This is a genomic window from Chryseobacterium ginsengisoli, from assembly GCF_039542325.1.
GTDB lineage: Bacteria > Bacteroidota > Bacteroidia > Flavobacteriales > Weeksellaceae > Chryseobacterium > Chryseobacterium ginsengisoli.
On record NZ_BAABHX010000003.1, the window covers coordinates 431,517 to 446,681 of the forward strand.

General features: G+C 34.2%; 15 protein-coding genes. 3 read left to right on the top strand and 12 right to left on the bottom strand.

The genetic code is table 11. The features are described 5' to 3' along the window. Nucleotides 1–20: 20 nt before the first annotated feature. Complete coding sequence (locus ABD940_RS11210) at nucleotides 21–1,265, bottom strand: DUF445 domain-containing protein (RefSeq protein WP_345203679.1); 1,245 nt, start codon at nucleotides 1,263–1,265, stop codon at nucleotides 21–23. Nucleotides 1,266–1,428: 163 nt separating this feature from the next. On the opposite strand from ABD940_RS11210, the gene msrB reads away from it, so the two are divergent. The 3 genes from msrB to ABD940_RS11225 all read left to right on the top strand — a co-directional run bounded on the left by msrB (nucleotide 1,429) and on the right by ABD940_RS11225 (nucleotide 3,143). After that, nucleotides 1,429–1,872, top strand: coding sequence for a peptide-methionine (R)-S-oxide reductase MsrB (gene msrB / locus ABD940_RS11215; RefSeq protein WP_345203681.1), 444 nt, complete (start codon nucleotides 1,429–1,431; stop codon nucleotides 1,870–1,872). Nucleotides 1,873–1,999: 127 nt separating this feature from the next. Beyond that, nucleotides 2,000–2,761: a murein L,D-transpeptidase catalytic domain family protein gene (locus ABD940_RS11220; RefSeq protein WP_345203683.1), complete on the top strand. Its 762-nt coding sequence runs from the start codon at nucleotides 2,000–2,002 to the stop codon at nucleotides 2,759–2,761. Nucleotide 2,762: 1 nt separating this feature from the next. Beyond that, nucleotides 2,763–3,143 carry a cupin domain-containing protein gene (locus ABD940_RS11225; protein ID WP_345203685.1) on the top strand — a complete coding sequence of 127 codons (381 nt, stop codon included), beginning with the start codon at nucleotides 2,763–2,765 and terminating at the stop codon, nucleotides 3,141–3,143. Nucleotides 3,144–3,302: 159 nt separating this feature from the next. On the opposite strand, the gene fabF is transcribed toward ABD940_RS11225, so the two are convergent. The 11 genes from fabF to ABD940_RS11280 form a co-directional block, all read right to left on the bottom strand. Further along, the gene (gene fabF, locus ABD940_RS11230) at nucleotides 3,303–4,544 is read right to left on the bottom strand and encodes a beta-ketoacyl-ACP synthase II (RefSeq protein WP_345203688.1); all 1,242 of its coding nucleotides are present in this window, start codon (nucleotides 4,542–4,544) and stop codon (nucleotides 3,303–3,305) included. Between the two features lie 2 nt (nucleotides 4,545–4,546). Further along, a complete protein-coding gene (locus tag ABD940_RS11235) occupies nucleotides 4,547–4,972 on the bottom strand; it encodes a PaaI family thioesterase (RefSeq protein ID WP_345203691.1) in 426 nt (141 codons plus the stop codon). A 10-nt stretch (nucleotides 4,973–4,982) separates the two neighbouring features. Further along, nucleotides 4,983–6,251: an acetyl-CoA C-acetyltransferase gene (locus ABD940_RS11240; protein WP_345203693.1), complete on the bottom strand. Its 1,269-nt coding sequence runs from the start codon at nucleotides 6,249–6,251 to the stop codon at nucleotides 4,983–4,985. Between the two features lie 10 nt (nucleotides 6,252–6,261). After that, nucleotides 6,262–6,867 (bottom strand): TetR/AcrR family transcriptional regulator, encoded by a 606-nt coding sequence (locus ABD940_RS11245; protein ID WP_345203696.1) that lies wholly within the window; start codon nucleotides 6,865–6,867, stop codon nucleotides 6,262–6,264. Nucleotides 6,868–7,192: 325 nt separating this feature from the next. Then, nucleotides 7,193–7,612, bottom strand: a complete 420-nt coding sequence (locus tag ABD940_RS11250; RefSeq protein ID WP_047441259.1) for an OsmC family protein — start codon at nucleotides 7,610–7,612, stop codon at nucleotides 7,193–7,195. 90 nt (nucleotides 7,613–7,702) lie between these two features. Beyond that, nucleotides 7,703–8,569, bottom strand: a complete 867-nt coding sequence (locus ABD940_RS11255; RefSeq protein ID WP_345203700.1) for a helix-turn-helix domain-containing protein — start codon at nucleotides 8,567–8,569, stop codon at nucleotides 7,703–7,705. A 144-nt stretch (nucleotides 8,570–8,713) separates the two neighbouring features. Then, on the bottom strand, nucleotides 8,714–11,398 hold the full coding sequence (locus ABD940_RS11260; RefSeq protein WP_345203703.1) for a TonB-dependent receptor domain-containing protein: 2,685 nt from the start codon (nucleotides 11,396–11,398) through the stop codon (nucleotides 8,714–8,716). A gap of 107 nt (nucleotides 11,399–11,505) precedes the next feature. Further along, nucleotides 11,506–11,838 (bottom strand): hypothetical protein, encoded by a 333-nt coding sequence (locus ABD940_RS11265; RefSeq protein WP_345203705.1) that lies wholly within the window; start codon nucleotides 11,836–11,838, stop codon nucleotides 11,506–11,508. A gap of 54 nt (nucleotides 11,839–11,892) precedes the next feature. Continuing rightward, entirely contained in the window at nucleotides 11,893–12,537 is a 645-nt protein-coding gene (locus tag ABD940_RS11270; protein ID WP_345203707.1) for a hypothetical protein, read from the bottom strand. A gap of 79 nt (nucleotides 12,538–12,616) precedes the next feature. Next, nucleotides 12,617–13,303, bottom strand: coding sequence for a response regulator transcription factor (locus tag ABD940_RS11275; protein WP_027380477.1), 687 nt, complete (start codon nucleotides 13,301–13,303; stop codon nucleotides 12,617–12,619). A gap of 188 nt (nucleotides 13,304–13,491) precedes the next feature. After that, complete coding sequence (locus tag ABD940_RS11280) at nucleotides 13,492–15,039, bottom strand: sensor histidine kinase (protein ID WP_345203709.1); 1,548 nt, start codon at nucleotides 15,037–15,039, stop codon at nucleotides 13,492–13,494. Nucleotides 15,040–15,165: the final 126 nt, after the last annotated feature.

Consider the following 15,165-nt stretch of genomic DNA (forward strand, 5'->3'; position numbering starts at 1 on the left):
TTATAGTTTGCTGTAAGCTTTCAGAGAAAGAAATGAGAAATCGTATAAATAATCAACCCGACTAATCCGCCGACCAAAGTTCCGTTGACTCTAATGAATTGAAGGTCTTTTCCAACTTCCAATTCCAGCTTTTCACTTAATTCTTTTCCCTGCCAGTTTCCGACTGTAGAACTGATGAGGTTTCCGAATTGATGCGTGTTTTTTAAAATATATTTGTAAGCTGTCACACGAACCCAATGATCAATTTTATTTTGAAAATTCTCGTCGGTTTTTAAATTTTGCGAAAACTCGTTCAGGTTTTTAGATAAATAATTTTTTAATGAAGATTGATCTTCCTGCAATTCTTTTTTTAACGTATTTTTAATGGAAATCCAGATGTCGTTGGAATATTCTTCCAGTTTATCACCTTTCAAAAGATCATTTTTAATGGTTTTAAATTCATCTTCCCATTTCGGATCTTCTTTTAAATCAACTGAAAATTCATGGATTTTTTGTGTGATTAAATGTCTGAGTTCGTGATTTTGATCCTCCTCTATTTCTTTGAAAAAATCTGAAAGTCCGCTTGCAATTTTAACAGCAATTTTTTTATCTACAAAAGCCGGAATAAAAGTGTAGCTACCTTTTTTTACACGATCTTTGATCATTTCATCGTTTTCGGTAATATAATTTTTAATCTGTGCCGAAAGATTTGTAATAATTCTCTGATGATCATTTTTTTCTAAAATATAGCCGATTCCGTTTCCGACAATTTTATTAAGCTTAATATTATCAGTCATTTCAGAGACTTTTTTGCTGATAAAATTACTTACCTCAGAATCATCAAGCTTATTTAAAATATCCAGAACAATATCCGAGAGATTTTTAATTAAAACTTCCTGATTTTTCTCTTTTCCCAGCCATTCCCCAACAAAACCCGAAATTTTCAGCTTTTGAATATAAGGTCGGATATTTTGTGGCGAAAGGAAATTACTGACCACAAAACTTCCCAGATTATCACCTAATTTTTGTTTACTATTTTCAATTAAGTTTGTATGAGGAATTGGCAAACCAAGCGGATGACGGAAAAGTGCTGTAACAGCAAACCAATCTGCCAAAGCTCCGACCATCGCAGCTTCAGAAAAAGCACGGACATAACCGATCCAATGAGAATCGTTGTTTTTTTGCAAGATTGTCGTAATAATGAAAACCGCCGCCATTAAAAGGAATAATCCCGTGGCGAAAGCTTTATATTTTCTTAACTGTTTTCTTTTTGCTTCATCATTCATATTCTCAAATTTAGTAAATTTGGTATGATATTTATCTTTATTAAAAATCCTAATTACAAAGACGTATAAGTAATTTAAACACTTTAAATTAAGGTAATTAAACTTAAAAATAATAAAGTGCCGAAAACTTTTACGATTTAATTTAAATATTTAAAATAATTCTATGGAAAACGAAGCAAAAAACAATCCATACTATTCCAGAACAGATACTGCAAAACTTGATGTTTCCAATGAGGAGTGGAAAAAAATCTTAGCGCCCGATTTATATGCTATTTCAAGGGAAGCAGCAACGGAAAGAGCTTTCACAGGAAAGTATAATGAATTTGACGAAATAGGAGAATATTATTGTGCGGTTTGCGGGAATCATTTGTTCCGTTCGACATCCAAATTTTCCAGCAGCTGCGGTTGGCCGAGCTTTTTTGAAGCGGATAAAGAAGGTGTTTATTATAAAAGAGATACGGCATATGGAATGGAAAGAGTAGAAGTTCTTTGCAAAAGATGCGATTCTCATTTGGGGCACGTTTTCGATGATGGTCCGAAACCTACTGGATTACGCTATTGCATGAATTCTGTGAGCTTGGAATTTGTCCCGGATTCACAAAAATAATGTGTTTTTATTCACAGAATCAGGAAGTTAAATTTTCTTAAATTGAGTTAAACTTTTTAGAGTTATTCCTTGAAATAATTATGTTTTTATACATTTGCTGACTCAATTGGATTTAACATAATATTGAATGAAAGGATTTTATAGCTTATTAGGTATTGTTTACATGGTAACTACTTCATTCTATTTGTCTCCAAAAAAGGCAATTGTAAAGAATGAAATCAGTACAAAAAAAATTGAAAGATTAGCCGACACGAAATCTGAAAAGACTACATCTACTGTATCTTCGTCAGAAGCATTGTACAAATCAATTACATTTGAAGAAGGGCACGAACTTAACGAAGAAGTTTTCTTTAAAGCCTTAACAGGTTTTGAAAATTTGAAGAAAGCTGGTTTGCTTAATCATAGCGCTCATTTATTGACTGTATGCGATTTTTCTATGTCTTCCAACACGAAAAGACTTTGGGTAATCGACACAGAAGAAAAAAAAGTATTGTTCAATTCGCTTGTAGCGCATGGAAAAAATACGGGTGAAGAATTTGCGACCAACTTTTCGAATACAAACAGTTCTCTTCAGAGCAGCTTAGGATTTTATATCACGGATGCTACTTATAACGGAGACAACGGGTATTCTTTAAGATTACTGGGAATGGATAAAGGTTTTAATGATGCCGCTTACAAAAGAGCAATCGTCGTGCACGGTGCAGATTATGTAAGTGAAGATTTTGCAGCAGTGCACAAAAGAATCGGAAGAAGTTGGGGATGTCCCGCAGTTCCGAGGGATCTTACACAGCCGATCATTAATACTATAAAAGGTAGAAATTGCCTTTTTATTTATTATCCTGATCAGAATTACCTTTCCAAGTCGGAATGGTTGAAAACATCAGTTTAAAATGAATGATAATTCGGAATTTATTTTTGCGGTAAGATTATTTAATGAAGAAGATGGTTCAAGTAGTTTTGAAAAAGGAAAACTTCCTGTTTTAAAAAAACTGAATACCACAACTTTTTGGATCAGCAATAAAACTGAAGAATGGGAAAAGGTAGATCATCCCGCTCCGAGAAGGCAATATGTTGTGACTTTAAAAGGAAAGATCAGATTTAAGGTAAGTGATGGTTCTACATTTCTTATTGAGCCAGGAATTATTCTTTTAGCTGAAGATGTTGAAGGAAAAGGTCATAGCTGGGAAATAGAAGAAGGAGAAAGGTGGGAAAGGCTTTATATTCCTATTGCCGAAAATGCCGAAAGTTTTTTTATTGCCGATTCGATGTAGAAAATGATTCCGAATTTAATTATTTAATTGATATTTAATAAAAAAGCAGTCAAATTTTGACTGCTTTTTTATTTGTATTAAGTTTTTGATTAAAGATCTTCCAACATGTTTGTCATTCTGACGAAGGAAGAATCTAAGCTATATTTTTAGAGTTAAAATTTAAGAAAACTTCTTAAAAATCAAAGTCGCATTATGCCCTCCAAAACCAAAAGCGTTGCTTAAGGCATAATTAATACTCTTTTCCTTAGCTTCACCAAAAACAATATTAAGATCTTTCGGAATGGTCTCATCAATCTTATGAAGGTTAATCGTCGGTGGAATAATTCCATTTTCAATCGCTTTAATAGAAAGAATCGCTTCTGCCGCTCCGGCTGCACCCAACAAGTGACCAGTCATTGATTTCGTTGCGCTAATGTCCAGACTTTTGTTTCCTTTAAATAATTTATTGATACCATTCAATTCCACTAAATCTCCCATCGGAGTAGAAGTTGCGTGAGGATTAATATAATCAATATCATCTACATTAATTTCTGCTTCTTTTAAAGCCAATTCCATTGCTTTAATAGCTCCAACTCCATCAGGATGAGGTGCTGTCATGTGATACGCATCGGCTGTCATTGCTGCTCCGACTAATTCTGCATAGATTTTTGCGCCTCTTGCTTTTGCGTGTTCGTATTCTTCTAAAATTAATGCTCCTGCACCTTCTCCCATTACAAAACCGTCTCTGTCTGCATCATAAGGACGACTTGCAGTTGCGAAATCATCATTTCTGGTGGACATCGCTTTCATAACCGAGAAACCTCCAATAGAAGCCGGAGAAATGGCCGCTTCAGAACCACCACTCACAATTACTTTTGCTTTTCCTAAACGAATATAATTGAAAGCGTCCATTATCGCAGTATTTCCAGTAGCACAAGCTGAAATGGTTGTATAATTGATTCCCTGAAGACCAAACTTCATAGAAATCATTCCCGAAGCCATATTCGCAATAAATTTAGGAACGAAAAACGGATTGAATCGTGGTGTTCCGTCTCCAGCAGCGAAATTCATCACTTCGCTTTCGAAAGTCCACATTCCGCCTTGTCCAGTTCCCCAGATTACTCCGGTGTCGAACGGATCCATATTTTCCAATTCAAGTCCGGAATCTTTCAAAGCTTCGGCTGTAGAATACATTGCATATTGTGAAAAAAGATCACTTCTTTTGATTTCGTTATGTGTTAAATGAACTTTTGGATCAAAATTTTTAACCTCACAAGCGAAATGTACTTTAAATTTTTCTGTATCGAAATGCGTGATCGTATTTGCCCCGCTTACTCCATTGATGCTGTTTTTCCAGAATTCTTCAACATTATTTCCCAAAGGCGTCACTGCGCCAAGACCTGTAATGACAACTCTTTTCATACTTAATTATTGATTTTGAATAAATTAGAGGTTCCCCTTGCAATTAAGCGTGTTTTGCCTGCGTTCCATATTTCGCATTCCGCGTTTACAAATTGCTTTCCTCTTTTAATGATTTTAGTTTCAGCTACAATATTATCATTTTCTTTTGCAGTTGAAAAATAATCAATGCTATTATTTATGGTTACGATGAATGTTTTTTCATTTAAAGAAAACATGGTTGCTCCAATTACATCGTCAAAAATCGCAGCGGTAACTCCACCATGCAGATTTCCCATCGGATTCAGCCATTCTGGTCTTACCGTATATTGAAATTCCAATTGTCCTTCTTCTACAGATAAAACGATCGGATTCAACCATTTCATAAATGGCGATGGTGACTGATCGAATTCCTTTCCGATAAATTGTTTTAATTGTGCTAATCTATCCATATTTTCAATTTTATTTTTCTAAAATCATCGTTACACCTTGTCCACGAGCGGCACAAATCGAAATAAATCCTTTTCCGCTTCCTTTTTCATTTAAAATTTTCGCTAAAGTTCCAATGATTCTTCCTCCCGTTGCTGCAAAAGGGTGAGCTACTGCGAGACTTCCGCCTTTTATATTTAATTTATTTCTGTCGATTTTTCCTAATGTTTTTTCCAGTCCGAATTTTTTAGCCAGATCATCATTTTCCCAGATTTTTAATGTTGCTAAAACCTGTGCCGCAAATGCTTCATGAATTTCATAATAATCAAAATCTTCCAAATTCATTTCTGCCTTTTTCAACATTCTTTCGGCTGCAAAAACAGGAGCAAGAAGTAGATTTTGTTTATTTTCAACATATTCAATTCCTGCAATTTCAGAGAAAGTGATATATGCTAAAATAGGTAAATCATTTGCTTTTGCCCATTCTTCACTTGCCAATAAAACCGCAGAAGCTCCATCGGTAAACGGTGTTGAATTTCCGGCTGTTAAAGTTCCGTTTTGCTTATCAAAAGCAGGTTTTAAAGTCGCTAATTTCTCTAAACTTGTATCGCGACGAAGATTATTGTCTTTATCTAAACCATAAACCGGAGTAATCATATCATTGAAAAATCCTTCATCATACGCTTTTGCCATATTTTGGTGACTTCTAAATGCTAGTTCATCTTGGTCTTCACGGGAAATTTCGTAATATTTTGCTGTAATTTCTGTATGACCGCCCATTACCAAACCTGTTTTCGGTTCCTGACCTTTGTATGGAATCGGCATCCAGTCTTTCAATTTTGGACTCAATAATTGCTTTATTTTTCCAAACGCAGATTTCTCTTTATTGGCTTTTAACAAAGCTTTTCTCAATCTTGGCGAAGATTCAAAAGGAATATTACTCATGGCTTCTACACCGCAGGCAATTCCGCTTTCAATTTGACCTAAAGCAATTTTATTTCCGATATAAACGGCTGCTTCAATTCCTGTATCACAAGCTTGTTGTAGATCACAAGCAGGGGTTGCAGGATCGAGAGAAGTGTTCATCACGGTTTCTCGGATGAGGTTGCTTTCAGAAATATGTTTGATTGTCGCACCTCCGGCAACTTCGCCAAGAAGTTTTCCTTTGAGGTGGTAACGGTCGATTAAACCATTCAGAGCTGGAAGGAGTAAATCCTGATTTCCTTTGTCTGTATAAGCTGTATTCATTCTGGCAAACGGAATTCTGTTGTATCCTACAATTGCCACTTTTTTTGTTTCCATAGCGTGAAGTTTATGATGGAAGTATGTTTAATTCATTGTCAATCATGTGGGTGATTCTGTCCAAAGCAAGGTTTAAAAATTTCTCATCTCCCGTTGTTTTGGATAATAAAATTCCGCCCTCGAGAAGCATGATGAAAATTGAAGCATATTCCTCTGCATTAGCTTTTTCATTTAAATCTCCATTTTTCTGACCTTGAATAATCACCGAAGAAATTTTTCCTGACCAGTCTTCAAAAGATTTTTTAACCTGATTTTTAAGACTCGGAAAAATATCGTCGGATTCTGTTGCAGCATTCATCAGCGGGCAACCGCCGTTTGAAAAAACTGAACGCCAGTTCTTTCTATAAAAATCTACAAAAGCATGAAGTTTATCCATTGTTGTAGGAAATTCATCTCCAAAAGACCGTGACATGCTTTTACTCAACATTCCTGAATTGTATTTGTAAACCTCAATTGCCAGTTCATCTTTATTGGCGAAGTTTCCGTAAATGCTTCCTTTTGTAAGATTGGTTGCCTGTGCAATGTCTGATAAAGTCGTGGAAAGATAACCTTTGGTATTAAACAAAGATGCCGTTTTCTCGATAATGAATTGTTTTGTCTTTTCTGCTTTTGACATTTTCAACTGATTATGATGCAAATATACAAAAATATACCGATTGGTATATTTTATTTTGCAATTAACGATTATCTGTTTGGTCTATTGAATTTAACCATTAAGATTTAAATTAAGAAGTTTAGATTTCTTAAGTTTTGGCTAAAGCCGATGTGATAGTTTTGAATGAAAAACGGGCTAAAGCCCGTTCCTATTAATGATTGCTTCATCATTATTTTATCCATTTAGTTTGCCATTCAGTAAGAAACTCAGCAAAAATTTTTATAATTATATCTTTAATAATTTCGTCGAGATTCCTACGGAATGACAAACTTTATGTTTTAAACTTTTAGTTAGCCAAAGTAGCTTCCAAAGTAATTTCAAAGTTGAAAGCTGCACTTACAGGACAACCTTCCTCAGCGATTTTCGCATATTTCTGGAATTCTTCTTCTGAAATTCCCGGAACTTTTGCTGTTAAAGTCAATTCAGATTTTGTGATTTTCCCGATGTTTGGGTCTAAAGTGATCACAGATTTTGTCGTCAATTCTTCAGGAGTATAACCTGCCTGAGAAAGTTCTGCGCTCAATTTCATTGTGAAACATCCTGCGTGAGCCGCTGCCAATAATTCTTCCGGGTTTGTTCCAACTCCGTCAGCAAAACGGCTGTTGAAAGAATATTGAGTTTGGTTTAATGTAGTACTTTGAGTAGTGATGTGTCCGTTTCCTTCTTTGATGTTGCCGTTCCAAACGGCTGTTGCGTTACGTCTCATAATAATTGTTTTTTGTTGTTTTAAATATTGTTGTTTTTTGATGTTACAAAGGTATGTCGGAAATTACTCCGGATAAATACACAAATTGACTTAAATATTGTACTTTTTTCCCGAAGTATAATTTTTCTTGAAATTTGTTGGCGTACTTCCTATTTTATTGGTGAAAAGACGGTTGAAATAAGCCGGATCTTCATAGCCTAAATCATAAGCAATTTCTTTCACAGGCTTATCGGTATAAAATAAAAGTCTTTTGGCTTCCAGTAGAATTCTGTTAATGATAAACTGATTCGGAGATTCAAGATTTAAATTTTTGAATTTGTGAGTCAATGTTTTTGGAGCGATGTGAAGCAAGTCTGCATAATCTGCAACGTTATGCTTTTCCCTGAAATGAATTTCCAAATGTCTGCTGAAATCACGAAAAACATCCAATTCGTTGCTAGGGATTTTTATTTCGTCGTTATCGAGATTTTGCTTTTTCCATTTTCGGGTGGCGCGGATGATGATTTGTTTTACATAAGTTCTGATCATTTCCTCGGCGGAAGAATCTTTCCATTCCAATTCGTCTTTGATGCTTTGAAATAAACTTTTAATGATAAACTTTTCATTCTCATCAAGTTCTACAAAAGGAATTTCAAAAACATTATGGAAAAGAAGTCCGTCACAAGCTACTTCCTTATCATGAATTTGGATACAATAAAAATCGCGGTTGTAATATAAAAGAGTTGCATCTTCTTTTCCTTTTTCAACTTTTAAATGCTGATTTGTTAGGAAAAATAGGGTAGGTTTTGTTGTTGTAAAATAATTAAAATCTATAGAAAGCTCATAACCTGCCGGAATATAAAATACTTTAATATTGTAATGAAACTTACTTCCATTAATTATTTCCAGATTTTCGTCTGAAAAATTTTCTAAGCCTAGTTTTTTGTAATTATCTTCAAAAATAAGCGTCTTCGACATAGATTTACTTTAGTTTAAAGATACAAAAAAGCATGGTTTGTTAATTATTAAATTATTGAAACCATACTTATATTTTTAATTGAAAGTTTAAAAATGATTTAAATTAATCATCACCCAAACTCTACAACTCTCAGATTCTTAAACCTAGAATGTCACATCAAGCCCAACATAGATATTCGCCTTCATAATCGGAGCATAAACCATTCCGCCATCAAAATAATTTCCGAAAGGATTTTTAAAATCGACAATCGCATTTTTCTGATAATAAGAAGTCAGGTTTTCACCACCTAAATACGCTCTGATTTTTTTATTGAAATTCCTTGAAATCTGCGCATTTAAGATTGAATAAGATTCAGAATAAGTTGGCAACTGAAATTCTTCGGGATTTGATGAAGTGTTCGGAAGTCTTTGTTTTCCGACTAAATTTAAAGTTGTATCAAAACTCCAGAAACCACCTTTGTTATTTTTATTGGTTGAATAGGCCAGATTCACAAAACCTCTGTGTTTCGCCATGAACGGAACTTCACGTCTTCCATCCAGATAATCTGCCTGAACATCGTAATATTTGTAAGCCAATCTTATATCAAAATTTTTAAAAGGTGTAAAATCCCATTGCGTTTGGAAAGAATTGGCGAAAGATTTTCCATCAAGATTGTAAAATGTCAATTGCTGAGGTGAGCGGTCTAAATCTACCATCACCTGATCTTGGAAATCTGTTCTGAAAAAGTCGGCAACAATCGTAGATTTTCTTCCGAAAATTTTAAATTCCTGCTGTAAACTTGCTCCGTAATTCCAAGCTATTTCTGGTTTTAAACCGTAAATATTTCCGCCATTTTGTAAAATCTGAACACTTCTGTTTGATGCAAAATATTGCTGACTTTCCGCAAAAACATTAGCCGTTCTGAAACCTCTTCCTGCAGAAAGTCTCAAAATAGTTTGTGGCGTGAAATCATATTTAAAATTCAATCTTGGCGTAAACTGAGTTCCTGCCAGATTATGGAAATCAACCCTTGCTCCTGCAACCAAAGTATATTTTAAACCTGTCAAAGTATATTCTGCAAAAGCTCCGGGAACGATTTCGTTTCTTTTAAAGTTGTCCGTTAAATACGTTTCATCGTAGCCATCATACATAAAACTTGCTCCGGCTTTGTATTTGTGATTGGTATTTCCTAAAATACTTTCGAAAATTAAATTTGAATAATACGTTTGCTGTTTTCCGGAATAATTTCTCAATCCAAAAAAGCTATCTTGTTGATGATAAGTATATTGGTTCATCCAGCCCAAACTTTGGTAAGGCTTTCCTTTAAAAACATAACCCGTTTTATTCCAAACCTGAAATCTTGAAATATCAATTCCAACACCATAAAGCGATTGTTTATCTTGTAAAATTTTTTTATCAAAACCGATTTGTCCAGAAGTTCTTTGATCTTTAATGAAATTAATTCCAAAATGCGAACCTAAACCAGAATTTTCCAAATCGTTGTAATTCAATAAATAAGCTGTGTTTAGTTGAGTGCCTTTTGGTCTGTCTAGAAATTCGTCATCGTTCATGTCGGTATCTCCGAAAGTTCCGTTTCCGTGAAGCAAAAATGTCTGTGACCATTTATCGTTGATTGGCGAAACGCTTGTGATATTCGCTTCGGCTCTTCCGTTAAAATCAGAAAATAAATTTAATGAAGTCTCTGGTTTTTCAGCATTTTTCAATAATTCTGTGTTGATTTGTCCCGTAATGCTTTCGTAACCATTTGTCACCGTGCTTCCGCCTTTTGTTAATTGAATACTTTCAATCCATCTTCCGGGAATGAAATTCAATCCGTAAGCTGATGCCAAACCTCGAATTTCTGGCAATAATTCTTTTGTTAGGCTCGTATATTTTTGATCTAAACCTAACATTTTCAGTTGCTTTGTTCCCGTCACCGCGTTGCTGAAAGAGACGTCAACGGTTGCATTGGTTTCAAAACTTTCGGATAAATTACAACAAGCAGCTTTTAATAATTCTTTTCTATCAATATTAAAAACCAATCCGGCTTCTTTTTTATTTAAGGAAGTTTCTGCTTTAGAACCTATTACGGTAACGCCTTCAATGTTTTTTTCGTGGTTCTCGTGATTTTTGGTTATATTATGATCGTTGTGATCTCCATGTTCAGAAGTTGTTCCTTCTTCGTCATGAACCTTTGGATTAGCTTCTCCGAAAGGAATTTCTCTGTCGTAAAGACAACAAGAAGGCAGTTTTTTATAAGTTTTATCATTGGATTTATACTTTTCGTTGTCATGACCAACGTCTGCAATTTTCTTTAAAATTTTATCTGAAGAAGTCTTTTTTGGATCAAAATTTAAAGTTACCATTTGCTTTTCTGCATTCCATTCTGCAGAATCCGCTCCTGCATCTTTAGCGGCTTTTTCAATTCTGGCTTTGCAAGATTCACAGTTTCCTTTTACATAAAACTCATTCTCTTTTTTTGATTGATGTTCATGATTTTCAGCTGTTTGTGTCTTGGAATCTCTGTCGTAATGACAACATTCAGGCAGATTATTATAATTTTCATTTAAAGCCTTGAATTTTTCATTGTCATGACCAGCTTCAGCGATTTTTTTCAATATTTCATCTGTGGAAATATTGGAGTCTGTTTCTAAGGTTAATGTTTGTAAATCAATCGAATAGGTTGCTGTTTTTGCCCCTGCTTTTTTAGCTGTATTTTCGATTCTTTCTTTACACATTTCGCAGTTTCCTTTTACTTTGAACTGGTTTTTAGAAAGATTTTGAGCCAATATAAATTGTGCAGATAATAAGAATATACCAAGAATAATCCTGGAAATATATAATTTCATTTTGTTTAAAATTTAGAATAATTAAAATTTAATGTAACAATCTAGAAATTTAATAATGTAATAATCATTGGTAAACTAGCAAATTGATACATCATTACATTTTTTAATTAGCCTATTTTCGGCGGTTGCCAAATCTCTTTTAAACGATCTGAAATATAAGGATCGGAATATTGAAATTGTAAATTTTTGTTGGATTTATAATAAGAAATCTCCAATTGAAGACTCTTCGAAAAAGGAGTTTCTATGAAGGTATAACAAGCCACACATGTCGAGCAGCAATCGTCGTTGCAAGAAGATTTTTCCTCTTTTTTGTTGTGATTGTCTTTAAAATGCTCTTTGTGGTCGTTTTTACAACAATCCATTCCGGATTCTGATTTGCAGCACGTTTCCTGCATATTCTGAGCATAGAAATTATCTTTAGGAACTAAAAAAATTCCCAAACAAAAGACAATTGATATGATCTGAAACAGTTTCACGACTGCAAAAGTACGAAATTATGGTAATGCTTCTCCTACTTTTACGCCACAATTATGCCAAGGTTCTCCATGAGGTGGGTTCAATGCAGGTTTTGGACCCGTCGGTGCAGGAGTTGGAGCCGGTGTATTTTGGGCTACAGTTTGTACCTGTTGTGGAGCTGGAGCAGGCTTGCTGTTCAAAGGCTGTCCTACCGGAATATCACATCTGTGTCCCGGTTCACCGTGTGGCGGATTCATTCCTTTTGCTGTTTTTATAGTTTTGGGTTTTCCGTTGTTATCAACTTGGAATTTCCCTGTCTGCAAAGCGTTCGGATCAATCTGAACAGTTTGTCCTTGTTGAGCATTTACAGCTACATTTTGAGTTCCTTGCTGAGGTTGAGCCGGAGCCGAGTTCAGCGGTTGTCCTACAGGAATATCGCATCTATGACCTGGTTGTCCATGAGGAGGATTCATTCCTTGAGCGGTTGTCGTTGCTGCGATTGGAGCTGCATTTTGATTCGATTGAATTCCTGCTTGATCCAAAAGGGAAGGTTTTGGCGCATTATTCATAGCCACAGGTTGCGTAACGCCTGCTTCTTCAGTTAAATAAGTCGCCCTTTCATCTTTTTTACAAGAAATCATCAATATAGAAACAGCTATAAAGCTTAAAAATGTATTCTTCATATCCTTTTGATATAAAACAAAATTAGCAAAACATTTTTAATTGCTTTGCTAATTTTATATTTATAATGATATTTCAGAATTAATTTTTAACTAAAAGTCTGAATCCTTCTCCATGTACATTGATAATTTCTAATCCTTCGTCGTCTTTTAATAATTTACGAAGTTTTGCGATATAAACATCCATACTTCTTGCGGTGAAGTAGTTTTCTTTCTTCCAGATTTTTCTTAATGCTAAGTCTCTCGGCATGAAATCGTTTCTGTGAATGCAAAGAAGTTTCAATAGTTCGTTTTCCTTTGGAGAAAGCTTGTATTCGTTATCTCCAACTCTCAATTGTCTCAACATAGAATCAAAGAAAATATTGCTGATCTTGAATTGCTCCTGCTCTTCATTTTCCAATGTAGAACTTCTCTGAAGAATTGCTTTTATTTTATATAGAAGTAATTCAGTATCAAATGGTTTAGTGATATAGTCATCCGCTCCCAACTGATATCCTTTCAAAATATCTTCTCTCATGTTTCTTGCAGTCAGGAAAATGATCGGCGTATTTTTATCAATCTTTTTAACGTCTTCAGCCAAAGAAAATCCGTCTTTTTTCGGCATCATCACGTCGAAAATACAAATGTCGAATTCGTTTTCTGTAAATTCCTTTAATCCTTGTTCACCATCTGTGGCAAGAGTAACTTCGAAATTATTTATCGTTAAATAATCCTTCAACACTGCCCCGAAACTCTGGTCGTCTTCTACTAATAATATTCTGTTGCTCATAGTTTTAACTAATTAAAATTAATAATTAAGAATGAACCTTCGTCACTCTTTCCTTCCTATATTTTGTTTTTTTGGTTTACTATTTTATATTTAATTGATAAGCGGTTAATGATAATTTGTTTTAGCATTGAACTTAAATTTATTTAAACATTAAGTATAAAATCATTTATCACTTATCATCGATTCTTTTAATACATTGGTAGTTTTATCGTAAACGTACTTCCTTTTCCTTTATTTGAATCTACGATAATCTGTCCTTTATGAAGTTCCACGATCTTTTTAACGTAAGAAAGTCCCAAACCTTGCCCTTTCACATTATGAATATTTCCAGTTTCTTCCCTAAAGAATTTTTCGAAAATCTTCGTTTTATTCTGCGTTTCCATTCCCATTCCTTTATCAGCAACTTCTATGATGTACCACTGTCCTTCATTTTTAGTTTTAATGCTGATTTCAGGGGCTTCCGGTGAATATTTATTCGCATTGTCCAATAAGTTTACCAACATATTAGAAATGTGAAATTCATCTATTTTAAAGGTGAAATTCGTTGCATTGAATTCCTGTGTAAGTATTCCGTTTCTTTGCTGAACGATCAGATTGAAAGATTCTGTTGTTCTTCGGATCAGTTCTCTTACGTTGGTTTCCTTTAGAAATAAATTAACTTCATTTCTTTCAAGTTTAGACATATTCAGTACGTTTTCCACTTGCTTTTTCATCCTCAGGTTTTCCTGTTTGATAAGGTTTGAGTAATATTTAACCTTATCGGGATTGGTTGCAATTTTATCATTTGCCAAAGAATCTGTAGCTACGGAAATTGTTGCTAAAGGCGTTTTAAACTCATGAGACATATTGTTGATAAAATCCGTTTTCACCTCCGCTAATTTTTTCTGCCTCATCATATAATTAATGGAAATGATATAAATTCCTAAAATTGTAAGCAATGAAAGAAAAGTTCCCAATAACATCGGCCAATTGTTCATCGCCAAAGAATAATCTTTTTTAGGAAAAACCAAAGCCAGACTGTATAAGGTCCGTTCTTTTTTATCTGTAAAAAGCGGATAACTATAGGTATTATTGTCCTTTTTCTCTTTATAATCTTTGCTTACAACACTGGTAACAATATTATTTTTGTCAATAATACCATAACCGAATTTGGCGGAAATCCCTCTTATTCTCAATTCTTTTGCAATGACGGAATCTAAAACTTTAGGATTTACCCTTTTCGTGATCGGTAAATTGTTTCCAACGATTTTAGCATATTCTTTCATCGCATAATCACCATTTTCCAAGTCCTGATTAATGTCTGCTGTAAGAATTTCACGGTTCGTAGTGTCCCGTTTTATTTTCAGTGCTGCTTCATCTGTGTATAACTTGGTCAGCTTAATAGAATCTCCCTTTTGAGAAATTGGAAGCTGGCTTTTTTCAATAATATTTTTTGAAAAGATGATCTGTCTCTGTTTTCCGGAATCTTCTACCTGTTGAATTGTCGTTAATGTAGGTTGATCGCTGTTTGCAAGGATATTATTTCTAAAATCCTTATTGTCGATATTTAAATATTTATCAAGCTCGATCTCTCCGATGCTTTTTGATGTTCCTTCCAAAGCCGAATATACTTTGTTGGAAAAATCCTGTTCCAGAGTTCCGTAATAACGTTTCAGCCAATAAAACTGGAGCGTGACGAAGACAATCAGTGAGATCGTCATAAACACCGAAATTATTGGGATGAATTTATTATTCATTTACTTTATTTTATGAGTTTTTTTTAAAAACGAATGTTAAAATTAAATATTTTATGACTTGATAAACAAAAAACGAGCCAAAAAATTGTGTTATTTTTCTTAAAAAGGTGTTTTTTAACATTTATT